This window comes from Glycomyces harbinensis (assembly GCF_900101745.1).
Classification (GTDB): domain Bacteria; phylum Actinomycetota; class Actinomycetes; order Mycobacteriales; family Micromonosporaceae; genus Glycomyces; species Glycomyces harbinensis.
Genome location: NZ_FNAD01000002.1, coordinates 78,853 through 98,502 on the forward strand (window position 1 = coordinate 78,853; position 19,650 = coordinate 98,502).

Genomic DNA, 19,650 nt, shown 5'->3' on the forward strand with positions numbered 1-19,650 from the left:
CACAGTTCACTTCATGTAGAACTGGGAAATTGTGAATCCATACCTGGAACTTCTTTGAATCGACACGATAAATGTGTTGCCGCCGATCGTGGTCGGCGGCAACTGAAACTTCCCGTACCCTCCCAAGCGGCTAATGTACCCACGATTCTGCGCGAGCACGGATCCGATGATGCTCTTAATCTGGCCAACACTCGTACCTCCCGGAAGAAAGCTCTGGATAGCCTTTGGACCGCCAGCATAGTAGCTCGGATGGTGCCTCTGAAGAAAATGTTTCATTACATTCCAGTTCAGAGTGTAATTGTCACCCGCAACCCTATATGTACGATTCACCCAGCTCTTTGCGAGCTCACTCAATGAACAGTTGTGAACCAGGGTATCAGTGACCCCGTCCGTCACAAAGTACGTATGCGATCCATCAACTGCGAGGTTCCTGGCTTCGGTCTCCTCACTACGTTCCTCAAGGGATACAATTCGGGTCCAGGTTCCATCGCTGGATTGCAGCCAAGATCCGACTTCCAGATCTCTCGCCGCTATCCACTTCGCAGCATCGTCGGCGGATGGTGCTGATTCAGGCGCTGCAGCCCAGAACGAGTGACCGGCAGTCGCCTCGATCTCCTCACCATCAGGCTCCTCCGCAGGCGCTCCAAGAACGATCGAGATGAGGTCCCGATCGGTTTCTTGGGTGACCGTCGTTTCCTCAACCTCGGCAGCTTCGATTTTGCCGGTGGTCGGGTCCGCTGCGAGAACATATTCTCCTTCAGCCACGGCCTCGATTGGCTTGTATGTTCCGTCTGCCATGACGACAGAAGTTCCAGGAACGAAGCTGTTACATGATGTGGCCCCTGCTGAACTGGTGTTTGATGTTCTTCCTGGACCGGAGGGCGCTGAGCCGTCGGGGAGGAGGTCGTCGGCTACTGAGCCAGTAGCGGGGGCGGCAAGCCGGGAAAGCGCCCACCCAACGCCCCAACCGGCCACACCCCAAAGTGCTCCGACCAGGCTGTCGTGGATGACTTGGTCGGTGTCGTTACCGTTCCAGGCCGACGTAACGCCGCCAGCGATGGCTCCGGCTCCGGCGGCGCAGAGGAGGCCGCCGATGCCGAGGGTGGCGACGCCGATGGCCGCGCAACCGGCGATGACGGCTGCACCGGCGAGGATGCCGCCGATCTCGGCGTTGTATTCACCGTTCCAGACGTCGACGGCGAAGTCGCTGGTGGCGTCCCATGCGGCTCCGGCGGCGTCCTTGACCGATCCCCAGGCATCGCCGGCCGCCTCCCCGATGTCGTCCAGGCCCCAGAACATGCCGGTGGAGTCGGAGAGGCCGATGGGGTTGTTGGCGGCGTAGACGTATCCGGTGAGCTGCTGCTTGTCGTTGGCGACCAGGAGGGGGTCGACTTCGATAAAGCGGCCGAACTGGGGGTCGTAGGTGCGGGCGCCCATTTGGAGGAGCCCGGTGGGGTCTTCGGTGGCGCCGACGTAGCCTTGCTGGCCGAACCATTCACCGTTGCGTTCGCCTCGGGTCAGGCCGAAGGGGTCGAAGTAGCGGACGTTCTCGCCGGAATGCGAGACGGCGTTGACGGAGTGGGTCGCGGTGCCGTGGGGGTCGGCGCCGACCCAGCGCCACAGGTCCATCGAGTTGCCCTTGCAGGCGGCGATCACGGCCCCGGCGTGCTGGATGTAACGAGTGGTGTCAAGGGTGCCGGCTTCCTTGTCCCAGACGATCTCGGTGTCGGGGAGGTAGAGCGTGGCGGTGTCGCCGTCATCGCGGATGACGCGGGCGCCGTCGGCGTCGTAGACCATGCGGGTTTGCAGGTCGCCGTTGCTGGTGGAGGTGTTGTGGCCTTCGGTGTTCCATTCGAAGGTGGTGAGACTGCCGCCGACATCGCGTGAGAGCAGGTTCCCGGCCGCGTCGTAGGTGAAGTACGACATCGTGCCGCCTTCGGAAGCGACCTGGGTGGGGGCGTGCGACTTAGCGCTGCCTGGCGTGGGGTAGGTGTAGGTGCGGGTCTCGCCACCGTTGCCGGTGAGCAGAAGGGAATCGGTCGAGCGGTTGCCGGACGCGTCGTACGTGTAGGTGTTGTGGTACATCGCCGGGCCGCCAAGCGTGGCCTGGTCACCGGTGGCGGTGCAGGCCGCGTCGCCTTCTTGTGCCCAGGCTTCGGTGATGCGCTGCTGGCCGTCGTAGTTGAAGCATTGGGTTTCCCACCGGTTCGCGTCGTCGGCGGGGAGGTCGGCGACGGACTGGATGTTGCCGGCGTCGTCGTAGGTGTAGTGGAGGTCGGCGACGGTGGGGTCGGTGGTCTGGTGGTCGAAGGTGAACCGTTCGAGGCGTCGGGTGGTCTCCTCGTAGTCGTAGCCCTGGTAGGCGAACTTGTTGTTGTAGCTGGAGTTCAGGCGTCGGGTCTGGATCTCCCCGTAGGGGGTGTAGGTGGCGTCGTCGACGACGGCGACGGCGTCGCCGTCGATTTCGGACAGGAGCGAAGTCTGGTTGCCGACCTCGTCGTAGTAGTAGAAGAGATCCTGGGTGCCGATCCCACCGGCCGGGGAGTAGCCGCGGGCGAGGAGCTGCCCGTTGTCGTGATAGGCCTGGGAGACGTAGTAGTACCCGGCGAGGCCGCCTTCGGCGTCAGGGATGGCGATCTCGGTCTCGCCGACGCGTCCGCCTTCGTCGTAGTAGGTGACGGTCTCGGTGTAGACGTCGTCGCCTAGGTGCCGGTTCGATGCGGCAAGGAGGCCGATGCCGCCTTCGGCGGTGTCGTAACTCCAGGACGCCAGAAGGGTCCCGGTGCCGTCGCGGCGCTCGGTCAGGCGGCCGAGGTCGTCGTAGGTGAGCTCGATGGTGAGCTCGCCGGAGGCCTGCTGGCCGGTCTCCTCTCTCGCGTCGTCGATCGCGGTGATCTGGCCGGCGTCGTTGTACTCGACCAGAGTGGTGCCGGAGTCGGGGTGGGTCGAGGCGACGGTGCGGCCTTGCAGGTCGTAGGTCCAGGACCAAGTGTTGCCGACGCCGTCGGTGATCTCGGTGATCTTCCCGAGGGGGTCATAGTCGTAGACGAGGGTGTCATATCCCCCGGTGGGGGTGCCGGTATGGAAGGTGCGGAACTCGGCGGTGCGCTCGAACGCGTCCTCGATCGTCGCTGTCGCGGCGCCGCCCTCGGGCGGGGTGACGGTGATCTGGTAGCCCTCAGTGGAACCGCCGTAGGCGGTGGTGGTGCGCCACAGCTCCTCCTGCCCGCGGAACTGCGCCTGGACGGTGGGGCGTCCGGCCGCGTCGTAAGTGATCTCGACCCGGTTGGAGGAGGCGCCGCGCTCGACCACAGCGAGTGTCGTGGACGCAGCCTGGTTGTTGTAGTCAGGTCCGCGGGTCTCCTCGATGCGGCCGTGGGTGTCGTACCGGTTGAGGGTGAGCAGGCGGCCGTTCTCGATGGTGTCGGTCTGTGTCTGGAGCGGCCGCAGCAGCGAGTCGTAGAGCTCGATGGTGGTGATGTAGTTCCCGTTAGGGCCAAGCTCTTCGGTGGTGACGGTCGAAGGCGCGGTGGCCGAGACGTTGTAGGCGAACGTGCGTGAAGCGGTCTCGGAGGCACGGGTGCGGCCGGGTTCCCACACACTGGTGGTGCGCCCGAGCGCGTCGTAGGCGATCTCGGTGACGCGCTGATTCGGGTCAGTGATCTTCGTTTCGACACCCCAAGCGGGGTCGAGGAGGGTGACGGTGGCGTGCCCGGCGTCATTGCTGGTGGTCTTCTGCGTGACCGGCCCCGCGCCGCTCGGGGTGTAGGCGGTCGTGGTGGATCGGCCAGCGGGGTCAACGGTTTCGGTGACGCGACCGATCGCGTCATAGGTGTTGACGGTCGTGTCGACGTAGCGGGCGGTGCCGCCTGCGGGCCAGGAGTCGAGGACGGCCGAGCGGGTCAGCAGGCCGTCGGTAGGGTCGTCATCGAGGCCGGTGTGGTGGTCGTAGTAGTACCGGTTGGCGGTGAGGATGTCGCCGGGACCGCTCGTAGTGGCGTCGCAGACGTGGTCGACGGTCTCATCGCGCGAGGGCAGGCTGTAGATGTTCGCGGTGGCCGCGTCGGTGTACCAGGTGCGCGTGCACATCTCGTCGCCGGTCTTGGCGGTGTCGCCGTGGACACTGACGGCGGTCGGTCGGCCGATGGAGTCGTAAGTGGTGTCGGTGCGGGTGCGCTGCCAAGTGTCGCTGGTAAGCCAGCGGCGGGTGTCCTCTCGGGAGGGTCCGGTGCGCCATGCCTCATAGGAACCGCCATCGTGGTCCTGGCTGGCGGCCATGGAGGTCCAGTAGCGGGTCACGGCGCCTTGGATGATCTGGGTGCCGTTGTAAGTCACCTCCTCGAACACCTCGCCCGAGAGCGCTTCATGGTCGGTGACAGCAATGCCGTCGAGACTGGTGAGGATGACGTCACGCTCGGCACCATCGGGCAGCGGCTGGGCGTCGAGGCCGCGGTAGAACCGGGTGGCGGTCACCGTTTGCGGGCCCGCATCGGGATCGCCGAGACGCGTGGTCACTTGGGCGAAGCCGCGCCACTGGTTATAGGTGCGCTCCGGTTTGCGGGTGTGGGCGGAGTCGTCCCACGCCCACAAGACTCCCGTGCTGGAACCGGTGGTCGCGTACTCGTAGAAGGTCGACACTGAGGGCGTCTGGGCGATGGGGTCGGTCTGGGTAACCTCGGTGACGACGTACTTATGGAACCAGTCCTCGACGGTCTCGGCCTGCCCGCGCGGTTTGGACAGGACCGGGAAGCACCGGTGCGTGTTCTCGGTTTTCGAGGGGAGCGTGGCGCAGTCTGGCTCGGAGTAGCCGATGGAGATCACCGCGCCGGTCTCGGTCTTGATCGAGGACATCCGCCAGCGCCACAGCTGTATCCGGTCGGCAGCCTCGACACGGTTGGCGAGGGCGTAACCCCCGAACTCGACCTTGGGCAAGGCGATGTCGGTGCCGGTCTTGCCAGTCTGCTGAATCGATTTGAGCCACAGGACGACTTGGTTCTCCGACCCGTAGGTCTTGAACTCGTAGTCCAGGCTCCACCGATCGACGTCCCGCCAGGTCGAACCGTTACGCACCTGCGTGGTGATGCTAGTCAAGCGCTTGGTGTCGAAGAACACCGGGGAGAACTGGGTGGTGCAGGGCGCTTCGGCACAGTGCAAGTCCCATGGCGTTTCGGGCCAGGCCGTCTCGATCGGCTCGTTCTCGGCGTTATAGCAGTCGCCTTGGCATCGGTCGGTAACGGTGAAGACGACCTTCCCGGTCGCGGCAACCGAGGCGTCGCCCTCGCGCAGGCCGTACTCGATGGTGGAAAGGTAGGCTTCGCGGCCGTAGGCGGTGCGGTTGTCCTCATCGCCGGCGGCGCCGTAGGCACCGGTCTTCGTGGTGTAGGTGTAGCGGGCCATGTTCCCGGTGGTGTCGACGGCCTTGTCGATGAGCCACCGGTAGGTCTGGGCGCAGCCTGAGTCCTTGAACTCGCTTGCGTGACAGGGTTCGCCGGTGTGGTTGCCGAACACGGGAACCGTCAGTCGCGAGCCGGTGGTGGAGCCAAAGGTGTAGGCGCTGCCGTCTTCGGTGATGATCTTCCAGTACTCGCTGGTCGCCGACGAGCCGGTGGCGGTCGCGCCGAGCGGCTCGACCTTCCACGCCTGGCCGGAATCGACATACCAGGTGCCGGAGTCGTCATCTTTCAGGAGCGTGGCGTTGACGCCGTTGAGGGAGACGGTGATGTGGTCAGACTCGGCGTCCCAGCACTGGTCCGCGGTGAAGTCGTTCTCGCCGTTGTTCGCGCCCGAACCGGTGTCGTCGTAGCAGGCGGTGTAGGTGCGTTCGATATACCCGGGCTCGTACGTCCAGCCGTCGCCGACCCAGGAGGCCTGGTTGTTCTTGCCGGAGGTGCGCCCGTCGTGCAGTGCCGAGTTGTACGCGAGGGTGATCTCAGGGATCGGGCCTTCGGCTGGCGGCACGCTGATCGGCACGGAGTAGGTGAACGCACCGGTGTTCGAGCCGGCCTCCCACGACCCGATGGACTCCAGTTTCGTCGCGGAGAAGTCCCCGGTCGAGGTGTCGGCAGCCGTCGAAGCGACCGCCAGCACCATCGGCTCCGCAGCGGCCGCAGCCGCAAGACTGGTCTGTTCGAAGTCGATGCCGACGGTGTCGGCCTGTGTGTCGATGTCGGCCGCGATGTGCTCGGCATCGAGGCAGCCGTCAGCCTCGGGCGTGATCAGCGCGCATGCAGGCAGGCGCAGGACGCTCGCGCGCTCGTCCCAGCCGGGGCTGAAGGCCGCTTCGGCGTCACCGTAATCGACGTCGATTCGGGCGCCGGGCCCCGCCGCGGCGACCTCGACGGCGAATCCGCTGATGCCGAGTGCCGCTACCGTCTCATCTTTGACCGGTACCGCCTCCGCGCCACCGGTAGCTTCGACGATTAGCGCCGCAGCGACGTTCTCCGCGTCCTCGCCAGGGGTCCACTGCTGGTCTTCGGAGGGGTCAGCCCACTCCGTGTCTCCGGGTTCCCACTCCTCGGCAGCGACCGGTGCCTCGGCCTCAATCTCGGCCGTGGGCGAGCCGTATTCGGGCATGAGCGGCGCGACGGCGAGCAAACCTGCTCCGAGAGCGGCGATACCGGTCATCGCGATCGCGAAGCGTGATACCGCACGCGGTTCAAGTCGTCTGTCACGCAGCCAGGTGCCGTCCGAGGCCAGGGATGACCGAAGGCGAGTCATGGTCGAGAACTCCAAGTGCGACGAGGGGTGGGGGTTCAGCCGGTGGTGCGGGACAGGTCGCCGATGCGATCGGGATCGAGGGTGGAAGTCCATGCCTGGACACTGTCGATCCGCCCGTTGAAGGGTTGGACCAGGTTCCCGTTCAAACGTCCGTAGACGCCGAGGTAGAGCGGACCTGCCGCATCCCACGGGGTTGCGGTGCCAGTCCCGGTCGCAGAGGCGACGCCGTCGACGTACATGGTCATCGTCTTCGCCGGGATATTGACGACAACCGCAACGTGGTACCACTTACCGGTCTCGATGACCTGGCTGGACTGGAGGCTGTGCCAGGTCACGCTGGTGGCGGTATCGGCTGAGGGCATCGCGAACTGGAATCGACCCTCCCATGTGGTCTGGTCCGTCTGATAGTTCAGGTTGAACCCGACCTTCTCCTGGCCGCCCTGAGAAAGGATCGTCTGGTACTCCGGTGCGTCCGCATCCGCATTGACATAGACACGGGTGGCAATCGTGAACGACGCGTCGGTCGCCACCACCGGGCCAGCAGTCTGCGCCCAGCCAGCGGCTCCCAGGAACTCCAAAGCGCTGTTGCCGCGGTTGGAAGCGCTGCGCCCCCATTTGTAGTCGGTGTTGAGCGCACCGGTGACGGTCAGATCGTGGCCCTGTTGGAGGTCGGCCAGGCTCCGGTAGTCAAGCGTCCAGTTTCCTTCGCGTTCGACGGCAGGGTTGCCGCCGTAGACGCCAGTCGCTTCCTCGGCCGTCAAAGCGCCGCGCCACAGTTGCACCCGAGAAATGGTGCCGTTGAAGAGCCCGCCACCGGCCACGCCACTCTGGGTGCCGCGGCAGCCGATGTTGAGCTTCCCGGTGCCTTGCCACGGTTCGAAGGTAAGTGTCCGGGTCGCATCCAATACCCCGTTGATGTAAAGGCTCGCCGTCGAAGAAGCGGCGTCATACACTGCAAGGAGATGCGTCCACTCGTTCAGTGTCGCCGTTGTTGTGGCGGTGACGTTTTGGGCGCCGGTTCCAGTGGGACCGGTGCCGAGGCTTAGGCCCCACTTCCCGTCGGTCCACATCCGCAGCTTGAACTTGTAGTATTCACCGCCATGTTCGGCGACGACGGTCTGCTCACTCGTCGCGTTGACCGCATCGGGTTTGACCCAAGCCCCGATCGAGAAGGAACCTTCGGAAAGGCTCGCAACTGAGTCGCCTGCGGTCACGCAGGCAGCACCGTCAAGGTCGGCCGCAGATGCGGTTCGTCCCCATTGGTCTTCGACCCAGGTCGCGCCGGTCTCCGGGACGGTCATGTGGTTGGCCTGCATCGAGGTGTCGATGCCGTTCTCGCGCAGAAGCCATTCACCGGCGAGCCCTGCCGGGAGGTCTCCGGCCATCACGGTCTGGACCTGATCCCCGGTAATGAGGCCGGTCCAGATCGCGACGTGCTGGACGGCGCCGATGAAATACCCGGACTGCTTGTACGGACTGGTGGAACCCGAGCAGCCGATGTTGATCGGTCCGGTCGCGTTCCACGCTTCGTGAGTGAACGACCGCGTCGCTTCAAGGACGCCGTTGGCCCACAGCTGGATCACCTTCGCCCCCGGGTCGACCGTCACCGCCAGGTGCGTCCACTCCCCCACGACCGGGTCGGTCGTGGACGCCGCGCGGGTGACGTTGTTGCCGTTGCCGTCGTCGGCGTGGGTGAGCATCAGGTCCCACTCGGCCGAGGTGCCGCGGTAGCGCAGTGCGAACCCGGTGCCTTTGGCGCCTGATTGGGAGAAGATCGTGCGGATGTTGGTGTCGGCCTGGTCGAGCCGGACCCAGGCGGCCACGGTGTACTGGGCGCTGGTGTTCACTGCCGGTCCGGCAGTGGAGACGCAGTCCGCGCCGCCGAACAGCATCGCCTGCCCTGGGGGCGCCTGACCATCCGAGTCGACCCAGCCCGAGGTGCGGCCGAGCCCGAGGTCCAGGTTCGCAGCACCGCCGTTGAGGTCGACGGCGCTGACGTCATCGAACCCGTCGCCGTCGAGCCGCCAGGCCGCGACCGGCTGGAGTCCGGAGTTCAATGGCGCATAGAAGTCCGCCTGCGTGAATTGGGAGGCGTTGCCGGCCGTGTCGAAGGCTTTCACCCACAACCACACCCGGCCGCCCTCGGCGGGCGCAGTGACCTCGATGGTCGCCGTCCCTCCGGTCGCCGTAACCGGGGCTCCCAGTGCCTCGGTTCCCACCCCGTAGGCGAACGACGCGAGTCCCGAATGCGTATCCGTAGCCGTCAGTTTGAACGTGACGGTGTCGCCGGCCTGCGGATCGGCGGGGCTGATCAATTCAACCTTCGGCGGGGTCGGCGCCGTGGTGTCGACACGGAAATAGCACCAGGAGCTGAAAGCGCTGTCGGTTCCGTTCTTATAGTCGTCCAGGGAGGCCATCCGCCACCGGTACTCACCGGTCCCGAGCGCGTACTGCTTCGGGACCGTCCAGGGGATGCGGATGTTGTCGGTCTGGTTCCGACTGGTAGCCCAGGTGAGGATGTTCGCGTTCGAGCCGTTGCGACGCACCTCGAACTTCGCGCCAGTCTTGCCGTCCGCATCATGCGGGACACCCGACAAGAGCGGTTGGACCTCCGACGTCCACGAGGCGGCCGTCCAACCGGAGGTGACGCAGCTTTGCCGGTTAGTCTGCAGGCTGGTCGGCACCGTGGCGGCCCGGTTGTAAGTGACCTGCAGTTCGACCGATTTGATGTCGATGCGCCGCCATGAGTACGGGTCACCCTCATCGGAGGCGCGGACCATGAACGACATCCAGTCCCGGCCCGCAGTCACATTCTCCTGCAGCTCGGTCTTGATGTCCGAGCCGTCGAAGTTGACGTCGCGGTCGGGGTAGTCGGTGGCACAACCCGTCGTGTTCGACGACGCCACGGACTTCGTCTGCAGGTGCTCCGGTTTCGGATCTGAGCTGGTGATCGAGTTCCAGTGCGTGCCGTTCGACAGTTTCCGGTTCACCTCCCACAGCTCCATGCTGGTGGAGCCGCAGCTGCCGGTGTGGGTCTGAGTCATGGCGACCTTCGCGGTCAAGATGTCGCGGTCTTCGAGGTCGCCGATGCCGAACCGGACCACCGACCGCCACAGGCCGCAGGCATCCGGTGCGCAGCTGGACCACCAGTTGAGGCCGACCCGCATGCCGCCGGAGCGGGGCCAGTCCTTGTCGTTCGTCCACGACGAGCTCGGACGGGACTCGAAGATGTTCGCCCACGCCTGCCGTTTGCCCACAAACGGCGGGTCGATGGTGATCGGGAACTGCGCATCTTCGCTGGCGAGGAGCGCCGCATCCGGGATCACGGTGAGCGTGGTCGAACTCAGGTCGACTTCGACCGGGGCGTACAGGCCCGGCATCGTGTCATCCTCGCCGAGAACCGTGTCGGGGACCTCCTCCTCGGCTGCGGCGAAGGATTCCGCCACGGGCGCCTCGGCCGCCGGGTCGGGGACCACCGAGGCGTCCCACATGTACGCCGCAGGCGCCGAGAACACGACCTCCCCGGCGGTGTCAGTCGCGGTGATCTCACCGGTCGCCGCATCCTGCGCGACCGTCAGGCCCTCGGATTCGATGCCCAGCTCGATCGACGCAAGTTCGGGGTTCTGGGCCGCTTCGGCGGTTTTGACGACGAGCGCGTATGTGAACCCGTCCGCACTCGACGACACCTGCAGATCGACACCTGACAGAACTTCGGCAAAGGTCGCCGTGTCACCGTCGATGACGGGGGCCGGCAGTTCGGTCGGCCACGACAGGGCGATCGAGCCGCCCTCAGGAGAGGTCGCAGTCACGAACGGGTCCGTCCCGCCTGAGGAGACGGCGATGTCGGAGACCGCCGCGGTAGTGGTGATCGCACCGTCGGCCGTTTCGGTGAAGGTCGTGTCGACTTCAGTCCAGGCGCCTTCAGCGTCCGGTGCCCAGGCCGGGACCGCGCCGGCCTCAGCGGTCAGCGTCCCTTCAGGGTTGGCGACCACGCGGGTGCTGTAGTCCTGCAGCCCGGTGACGACGACGCCCATACCGCACGCCTCGGCCAGCAGCAGCGCCCCGCCCTCGGTCTCAGCCTCCAGCGTGTCCACTGCCGGGTCGAGCCCGGTGATATCGAACGGGCAGGTCAAGGTCGTCACCGAAACCTCCTCGATCGCATCAAGGGTGGAGTCGACCCCGAACGAGCACCAGGTGGTGTACCGGTTCGTCGCCTGGTCCGAGGTCGTCGTCCGCGCCCGCACCTCATAGGTGCCATCCGGCAACGGCGTCTCCACCTGCCAGCTGTAGGCCTGGCCGGACACCGCCGGCGAAGCACTGACATGCTGCGCCACAGTCGCACCGGACGCATCGCGGACCTCGAAGCCCGCCGTCGAGGCCGCATCCGAGAAGTGCGGCACCGCCGACAGCGTCGGCTGCGAACCGGTCACCCGCGCGCCTTCCGGAGCGAGGCAGTTGATGCCGTCCATCGTCAAGTCCGAGGGCACCGCCATCGTGGGCACATATGAGATCGTCAGGTGCGCCGTCGCCACGTCGGCACGGAACCACTGCTCCCGGTTCGCCTCATCCGAGGCCCGCAATCCAAGCGTGATCGACTGGTACGGCTCATTGGCGTGCCGGTTGACGTGATAGGTCAAGTCATCCGAGTCGAAGGCGACCGAACGCACCGGATAAGCCTCCGAGCAACCTCCCGAGCCATTGGCACTTTGGACGGTTTGCATGTCAAGCGGAGCGCCGTGCAACCAGTTCCCCGCAGTCGAGTTCCACGACGTCGGCGTCGTGCCCTTGGTGACGATATTCGTCTGCCACAGCTCCAGCGGGTAGGAGTTGCAACCGCCGGTGTGCTTGATGTCGAGCGACATCACCGCCGAATTGACGGCGGCGTATTCGAGCGAGCGCAGGTCGAAGCGGATCATCGACCGCCACACGCCATAGCCCTCTTCCCCGGGTGCGGCCCAGCCGTTGAAGCCCATGCGCAGGCCGCCCGAGCGCGGCCACGCCGCGTCGTCCCACCAGGTCGTGTCGGCATAAGCGTCGCTGCCCACCGTCGCCCACGCCCAGTTCGTCGACTCGAACGACGGGTCGAGCACCACCGGGAACACCGTCTCCGGATCAGCCAGCATCGCCGCATCGGGCGTGATGGTCAACGCGTCGCCATCGAGCGCGAGCGCCATGTGCTCCACCCGGCCCGGATCCCCAGGGTCGGCGTCCGAACCGGTGTCAGACTGGGCGAGCGACTCGGCGAAGGACTGGGTCGGTCCGGCCGCCGGAACATCTGCCGAGGCCGGAACCGACGCGTCCCACATCAGCGCGTTCGACGCCGTCAGCACCGCTTCCCCAGTCGACGGATCGGTCGCAGTCAGCGCGCCACTGCTCGAGTCCTGCGTCACCTCAAGCGTCCCGCCGAGCACGACCTCGATCTGCTGCAATGCCGGATCCTGGGCTGCGTCAGCGGTCTTGACCTCAAGCCGATAGGCGAACCCGGTAGCACCGGTCTCGACCACGAGATCGACCCCCGCGATCACCTCGGCATACCGGGCCTGCGGCCCCCCCAAGACCGGAGCCGGGAGCGCTTCGGGCCACCACAAGTCCAGCGTCTCTCCGGACTCGGTCGTCAAGCTCGCCAGCGGCTGCGCGTCACCTCCCGAAGACACCACGAGACTCCCCGGGACCGCGGCCGCCTCGACCAGACCCTCATCGCCGAACACTAGTTCGGGATTGATGTCGATCCACGCCCCGCCGTCGTCGGTGGTCCACTGCGGAGACGCGTACACCTCGGCCGTGATCGACCCATCGGTCTCGGCCGTGAACTTGGCCGCCTCGCTCCGCAGCGAATCGACCTCCACAGGGTGATCGCAAGCAGCCGCCAGATCCAGCGCCTCAGCTTCGGAACCGACGATGAAACCGGCCTCGTCGACACCACTGCAATCCGGTGCGATCTCGGCGGCAGCGGTCTCCACCAGCAGCATCGAACTGACCAGGGCCGACGCAACAGACAAGACTCCAGCGCGCTGCGCAACCCGCTTCAGATCACGCGTTGCAGGCACGATGAGGGGAGCGTGGGGATTATGTGGCATGGGTGATACCGAATTCAGTTAGTCAACTGGGGGAGGCAGTTCTGAGCGTTCAACTCAGAACCGAGCGTGACACTATCCATCCTCGATCGGACTGTCAACAAGCGACCACAACCGGTTAATACCGCAATATGGACAATCCATACAGACGAGTCCGAATCCCGCGCCGCCCCACTGCCCGAAATCATCGAACCGAAAACCCGTTCCCGCAGCAGAGGCAGCCCGCGTCGACCGACCTACTCGAAAACTGTGATTCACGACACTCTAGCACAGTTGAGTGCTCTCAACCAACGTGGAGGGTGCTTGGAGTCCAGCCACCACGTTGGCCCGCGCCAGGATGCACTCCTCGTCTCGCAGGATCTGTCAATCTTCCGGAGGCAGCCGCCTCGGCCTTGCCAATAACCATTCACTTGGAGTGCCGGTAATCCTCGTTTATGGGCAGAATGAAGCACGAGCCAGTCATCGTCGGGGCCAGTGGCGCGAGCCAATCGACGTATGGTGCATTGCCACAGCCCGCCGATAGCGCTCGAGATGGCCGCTGAAATGAGGACGCTGCAGAGCGCGTAAAGGGTCGGCAGTTGATCGTTGCCTTCGCATGGGTCCGCGATTTACTGGTGATGGGAAGGAGCGATGTCGAGATGGCTGAGGTCAGGCCACTGGCGTATGGGGTCCTCGAGCCAGGAATGGATTTCGAGTGAGCGCAGGTACCCATCGCGGGTGAAGAGGATGACGCCGGCGTATACGTCGTCGTTGTCGATGTAGTTGCCGTCGACCAGTGGCCGGCCCTCATGCGCAGGCGCGGGATCGTACTGGGTCTTGTCGACCCAGAGGTCGACCGAGACCCAACGCAGTCGTCTGCACCTGAGTGCGTGCACCCTCCCGCAACTCGGATACAGCAGAGCGTCAAGTGGGGGCTCGTGTCTGCGTTCGAATCGGTACTGTGGCCTGGTGGACGAACTCAGCACGTTCGCAACACCCCCGGTCCCCCTTGATACGGCAGTTCCCAGACTGCCTTCGGAAGCGGGCCTGTACGCATGGTGGGCCCCGGTCTCCTCCTCGAAACCAAGGGCTACCAGACTCAGCGGACCGACCGGGTCATGCTCATACCGAGCGATGAGGTGCGCCTGACCGAATGGATGCACCATCACCTGCAGTTGAACTGGATCACCGAAACCAGTCGAGACACGACTGATCGCCGCCTTGCAGCCGCCACTCAACACCCACGGCGCCGCACCCGGACCCGCAGCCGACACCATCAATAGAGCACGATCGGCCTTCCGGCGCAGCGCGTCCACCCCGGCCGACGAGACTCCGTGACGGCGCGAGGATCCAGAGTGTGATCAGAGCCACGCGGGAAGTCGAGAGCGGTCTCGATCCCGCGACCAGCGAGTTTCCGAAACGGCCCTTCCGTCACGGAGGCTCCAAGACGAAAGTCGCTCCTGCTATTGCCAAGCAATGGCCGCGAGGATATCCAGGAGGAATGCCTACCTCCTCGCTCGGACCCTGGATCGACATCGCCCTCGCGCTACCTGCACTAGTAACCGCCTTCACCGCAACGCTCGCATTGCGAGGAGTCCCCGCCGAGCACCGCGCCGAGATCAGCCGCGCTCTCGTCGTGTTCGCCCTCGCCCTCTTGGCCCGGCGACAACATCGGCGCTGTGCTCATGCCGTGGACCCGGACTAGAGCCCGCGGGGAAGTCTTCGATACCGGGACGACTGTGCGGCGCGATTGGGGCACAACGACAGACCGGCTTACCCGCTCGGCTCACTCGGAGCGGTATCCGGAGGTTCACTATTGCGCACCATGCGGAGATCGGCCATATACTGACCGCACCCTCAACCCCAAAACTGGAAAGCCCCACTGCGCCCATGACACCGTCCCTGCTCCGTCCGGATCGCACATGAGGTACATCGCCGAACACGCGCTCCCCGTGGGTCTGACCCTCACCGGCGCATGCATCGCGCTGGCGCTCGTGCGGTTCTACTTCTCCCCGCGGGAGTCGAAAAAGTTCGTCGCCAACGTCCTGGCGCTCGCGTTCCTGTTCCTCGCCACCACCGTCTGGTTCGCAGCGAACCGCGACTACATCGTCGAACACGACACCGGCTTCGTGGACCTCTTCAGCGAGGAGCCTCGGTCCTCGCTGCCGACCGAAACCGGCATCAGCGAATGGAAGGCCGCTTTCAGCGGCTTCACACTGACCTGGCCCGAGGATGAGACGCTTGCAACCGAGCGGCCGCGCGACCTGATCAGCTTCGGCCCCGACATCGACGGTTACTATGCCGGCCAAGGCAGGCAGGAAGGCGCGTCCCTGTTCGCCGCCGTCGGATTCGAAGGCGGCGAGGTCGCTTGGTTCACCTGCCACGCGCTGGGGGTACGCACCAGCACTGCCGAGGACTTCCTCAACACCTGCTGGGCCGCGGCCGCGATCATCGGCGCCGACCAAGCGGCAGGTGCCGAACGTTTCGCATGGGCTCTCGAGCTGACTGGAGAAGACTCGGGCGGAGGGCTCGTCCAGGTCCTTGAAACCGTCTGCCCGGCACACCTGACTGCGACCTCGCTGAGCTCGACCGAGACCTACCTCAACATGCAATTCAGCATCACACCCGCGCCAGACTGCTGAGGAACTTCGACATGCCCTTCACCACGCCGCCCCGACCCGTCGACGTCGCCGCGTTCTGGCCCGAACTCGCGACGCTCGCCCGCACTGCAGTCCGTCTGCATCCGCGCCGGGGCGAGCCGACCGCCTACCAGTCCTCCATCGGCGGGCCACTGCTGTGGCCCGAAAGCGAGCCCTGGCCGACCTGCGATGGCGCGCACGAATGGGACGTACTCGCCACATTGGATGAAGTGGCGGCATATCGCCGCACCATAGCGAGGGCCTGGAGCCCCGACGGCGCAGGCCCGCCCCACTTCACCACCGAGGACCGGACCCTCCTCGACCTGCTCAACGAAATTCAAAGCGATCGCACCAGGCGGACCGGACTCCAGGCCGAACCGGCAGCACTCCTTCCCGTTGCGCAGCTGTTCACACGCGACGTCCCCGGACTGCCGCTGGGCAACCGGTTCGACCTCCTCCAAGTGCTGTGGTGCCCCTACGACCACGCGGAGGAGTACCAGCCCGCGGTCCACCTGCGCTGGCGCAACACTGCCGATCAGCCCATGACTGCCGCGCTCCCGCCGGCAGACACCCTCGTGGGCTTCGCCGACTACGTTCCGAACCCCTGCACGGTAGCCCCGGAGCCAGTCACCGAATACCCCGACTTCGGTCTCCTCCCGCCTGACCTTGCCGGCCGCATCGAGGCGCATGAGCGTGTCACCGACGACTTCGGGTATCGCGAACTCGCACTGGCGCCGGGATGGAAGGCGAACGGCCACGGCACCATGTGGATGCTGATCGACGCCTTCGACGTGCGCTGCGAATGCGGCGCCGAAGCGAAACCGCTGTTGACCGCTGCAACTCGCAGATGGGGCTCGTCGAACCCCCTTTGGATGCCCCTTGAGGACGGCGATCGCGTGGAGGACGCTGTCGAGATCGTCATCGGCCGCGGCGCCGACCTCCAGATCTTCCACTGCGGCACCGACCCGGCCCACGCACCCGTGACCGTCATAGTCTGAGCTATGTGACGAACCCGGGTCATGTCACGGACCCGTACGTCCTGAACTCATCGGGAACGACTGGTTTGCGATTTCAGGAGACGTACGGCAGGGATGGCAACGAGCTAACCGCTGGCATTGAATGAAGCATCGCCCTCCCCTGCCCGTCCCCGACGTTGCCGGTCCCCCGTATTCGACGTCGATCAGCCCCGCTCACCTACCATTCGGCGCGATTCGAGACCGTCTTAACCGAACCCACGGCCGGGTCGATCGCCTCGGGATCGGGAGCGAGGTTCTGGGCTCGCAGTCGCTCGGTCTTGGCGATCCGGGTGAGAACCCCGGCAATGCGATGAGCATCGATGGTCTCGCGGCGCTCGCCGCGCACCCTGATCCTGCGGTCATGTCCTGACATCGCCCGACCGTAACCCCAGAGTCCTCACATTCCGAGGAAGCGACCGTGCCGTGTCGCCCCCTCAAACGGCCAGCAGCCGATAGATGCTCCGGCGGCTGATCCTGTACTCAGCAGCCAGCGCCTTCTTGCAGTAGCCGGCCCGGGCCGCGGTCAGTAGCCGCTGGTAGTCATCCTGGTCCAGGCGGTCGCGGATAGCGCGGGGCTGGCCGTTGCGGGAGGCAGCGGCCAGCTCGGAGACTTGCGGACCAGTCTGGTGTCGTTCCGGGGCCCCGGCCGCCAAAATGACGTCCCGTACGCGCACCAACCTGGCCGTGGCCTGCGGTGATGAGTTGGAGTAAGCAATGTTAAGGTCCACTAACCAAATAACCCGGACATTCAGACGGTTACGCCTCATTTCAAATGATCCACGCTAGGTTATGAGTGGTTATGCCCAATCTTCACGGACTCTCGAGCCGACGGCGCCCGTATTGCGGCAGTCGTGGTCGCTGTCGGCGAGTTCCTGCAGGAACTCGAGGAACGCAGCGATAGCGGCATCATTGTCCGGGAAGTAATACGGGATCGTCCCCGCCGCTTGGCACCGCTGGCAGTGCAGCGCATGGTGGGTCTCCTGGAAGACGAGAATGTCACCGTAATCGTGGCAGTACGTGTCGCCGCAGGAAGGCTCCTTCATGAGGAACCTCGTTAGCCGAGCGACGCCCTCTTCGAGCGAGAGCCTGCCGCCGAGGCATTCCTGAGCCACTTCCTTGGCGCGAGCGAAAGCAGCAGCGGGCCCAGAAGGGAACGCCCGCCCGAGCTCGGCGAAGACCTGCGGGACGAGCGCACAGATCTCAGAGCGGTCATCGCGCCGCAGACACGCGAGGTCGATCAAGGCCTGCGACATCAAACCCGCGCTCAGGGACTCAGCGGCAGCCAGAGGCACGTCCATCCAGGGATCGAAATCGTAGAAGTAGTCCTCGCAGGCTCGAGCCAACGCATCCATATGAGAACCATGCGCGATCGGTACTTCAACGTCAACTCGGTTCCCACCGTTCGCCACTCCCCCGCCCTCGCCCCTGCGGAACCAGGAGCGATCCAGGTCGGACCCGATCCGAATCCTCCCCGCCACCGATAAACATGCCAAATGGTGGCGGGCTATTGGACGGCAGCCGAGCACACCGACCTCAATTCACGACTGCGCCTGAGACTGTTGCCGTCTTGCGGTAGTGCCGCATCATCAGGACGTGCAACACCACAACGCCTACGGACTGGAGAACCAACAAGACCATGAAGAAAATGCCGGTCACTGCCATGGCCGCGAGGGCATACAGGATCAGCGCGATATAGGGGACGGAGTGCATCCGCTCTCCGAAGCCTCGACGGAGACGCGACTCCGCGCAGAACGCGGACGGGAGTACGACTAGGACGATTCCCAAAACGCTGCCAAATCCCGACAACACCAGCATGAGCACCACTTCGGGCATGTCAGGTCCGCCAGTAGCGAAGGCCAGCAGGGAGATCAACGGCAACGTGATGATCCCGGTATTCAGGACAGACCATGATACAAAGCGCTTCACAAACCTGCGGAACGGGAAGCGGGGGAGGGGAGCCGACATGGAACCTCCGACATCGGGGGCGCGGATTCACAAATTGAACAGGTTCAAAACTTCTGACTGAGCATAGCCCAAGACCGAACAGGTTCAACTCTTAACTCGGCAGAGCCGTGACCCACCCCCTCCACCACGGCCGCACACCGCGCCGGCTGGTCGCCGGCGGTCGAGCAGACCAGTGACCACCACCGCGACATCGCGCTCACCGACTTCGCGCCCAAGCCGCATGAGCGGCTCCGACACCGCCACCGGAAGGAGGCCACCCCGCACCCCACCCCTCGGTCCTGGCAACTCCCGTGGACTGTCTGACAATGACCGCGACATGACCGATCACAGCAAAGGACCGCTGCTGTTTCTCGACGTGGACGGGACCTTGATCCCGTTCGGACAGCACCAACAGCAAGCACCCCTCGATACCACATCAGACTCCTATCTTGCACGGCTCCACCCGCAGACCGGGGCTCGGCTCGCAGCACTACCCTGCCGCCTGGTATGGGCAACCACCTGGGAAAACGAAGCGAACACCGAGGTAGCGCCTCGGCTTGGGCTACCACCGCTGCAGGTGGTGCACTGGCCCGAGCCCACACCTGAAGGCGAACTCGAAGACCAGTGGTGCAACCTGCATTGGAAAACCCGCACCCTGGTCGCATGGGCAGCCGGGCGCCCGTTCGCCTGGGTCGACGACGAAATCACCAAAGCCGATGAGAACTGGGTCAACACACACCATCCCGGTCGCGCCCTCCTCCACCGCGTCGAAGCCGCTCAAGGAATCACCAACGCCGACCTGAAAACCATCCACGCATGGCTCAAGGCAACATGAATCGCGCCCGGCAGGCTCTCCTGCCGGGCGCGACCCGAACTCGGTTTGCAGTCACACGAGCCCACCGAATCTCCGACCCTGATCAGGCGGCCCGCAGTCCGTTGTCAGAAGAGCCCCGCACAGCCAGCATCCGATCGATACTGCGGCGACTGATCCCGTATTCAGCTGCCAGGCCCTTCTTGGATGTCCCGGCCCGGGCGGCCTCGACCAAGCGCCGGTACTCCTCCGGAGAGAAGCGGTCCCGGATAGCTCGAGGCTTGCCGTTGCGGCAGGCCAGCGCGAGTTGGGACAATTGAGGTACCGGTTCGCGCCAGTCGCGGGCCGTCACACCTGAGATCAGGTCCTGCACGCGGGCCAGCATGGACTTGACCTGGGATTTTGAGTTGTAGTAAGCAACCGAAAGGCCCACAACCGGATATATATACAGTGGATGGTGCGTGCGCACG

At 65.0% G+C, this 19,650-nt stretch carries 9 protein-coding genes; 3 read left to right on the forward strand and 6 right to left on the reverse strand.

Annotation, left to right across the window (positions count from 1 at the left end; genetic code table 11):
* Window positions 1-6: 6 nt before the first annotated feature.
* Together BLQ63_RS04060 and BLQ63_RS04065 are read right to left on the reverse strand one after the other, a co-directional pair.
* Window positions 7-6,732 carry an RHS repeat-associated core domain-containing protein gene (locus BLQ63_RS04060; RefSeq protein ID WP_177154783.1) on the reverse strand — a complete coding sequence of 2,242 codons (6,726 nt, stop codon included), beginning with the start codon at window positions 6,730-6,732 and terminating at the stop codon, window positions 7-9.
* 20 nt (window positions 6,733-6,752) lie between these two features.
* Complete coding sequence (locus BLQ63_RS04065) at window positions 6,753-12,686, reverse strand: LamG domain-containing protein (protein ID WP_177154784.1); 5,934 nt, start codon at window positions 12,684-12,686, stop codon at window positions 6,753-6,755.
* Between the two features lie 2,006 nt (window positions 12,687-14,692).
* On the opposite strand from BLQ63_RS04065, the gene BLQ63_RS04075 reads away from it, so the two are divergent.
* Both BLQ63_RS04075 and BLQ63_RS04080 read left to right on the forward strand, forming a co-directional pair.
* Window positions 14,693-15,412: a hypothetical protein gene (locus BLQ63_RS04075; RefSeq protein WP_091028942.1), complete on the forward strand. Its 720-nt coding sequence runs from the start codon at window positions 14,693-14,695 to the stop codon at window positions 15,410-15,412.
* Between the two features lie 11 nt (window positions 15,413-15,423).
* Window positions 15,424-16,407, forward strand: a complete 984-nt coding sequence (locus BLQ63_RS04080) for a hypothetical protein (protein WP_091028945.1) — start codon at window positions 15,424-15,426, stop codon at window positions 16,405-16,407.
* Window positions 16,408-16,603: 196 nt separating this feature from the next.
* Here the strand turns inward: BLQ63_RS04080 and BLQ63_RS28240 are convergent, their stop codons facing one another.
* From BLQ63_RS28240 to BLQ63_RS04095, 3 genes are all read right to left on the reverse strand, one after another.
* A complete protein-coding gene (locus BLQ63_RS28240) occupies window positions 16,604-16,771 on the reverse strand; it encodes a hypothetical protein (protein WP_177154785.1) in 168 nt (55 codons plus the stop codon).
* 451 nt (window positions 16,772-17,222) lie between these two features.
* Window positions 17,223-17,777: a hypothetical protein gene (locus tag BLQ63_RS04090; protein WP_091028952.1), complete on the reverse strand. Its 555-nt coding sequence runs from the start codon at window positions 17,775-17,777 to the stop codon at window positions 17,223-17,225.
* Between the two features lie 181 nt (window positions 17,778-17,958).
* Complete coding sequence (locus BLQ63_RS04095; protein WP_091028955.1) at window positions 17,959-18,390, reverse strand: hypothetical protein; 432 nt, start codon at window positions 18,388-18,390, stop codon at window positions 17,959-17,961.
* 316 nt (window positions 18,391-18,706) lie between these two features.
* Between BLQ63_RS04095 and BLQ63_RS04100 the strand changes: the two genes are divergently transcribed.
* Complete coding sequence (locus tag BLQ63_RS04100) at window positions 18,707-19,204, forward strand: HAD domain-containing protein (protein WP_091028958.1); 498 nt, start codon at window positions 18,707-18,709, stop codon at window positions 19,202-19,204.
* Between the two features lie 82 nt (window positions 19,205-19,286).
* Here the strand turns inward: BLQ63_RS04100 and BLQ63_RS27650 are convergent, their stop codons facing one another.
* Window positions 19,287-19,649: a hypothetical protein gene (locus tag BLQ63_RS27650; RefSeq protein ID WP_143014760.1), complete on the reverse strand. Its 363-nt coding sequence runs from the start codon at window positions 19,647-19,649 to the stop codon at window positions 19,287-19,289.
* Window position 19,650 lies beyond the last annotated feature (1 nt).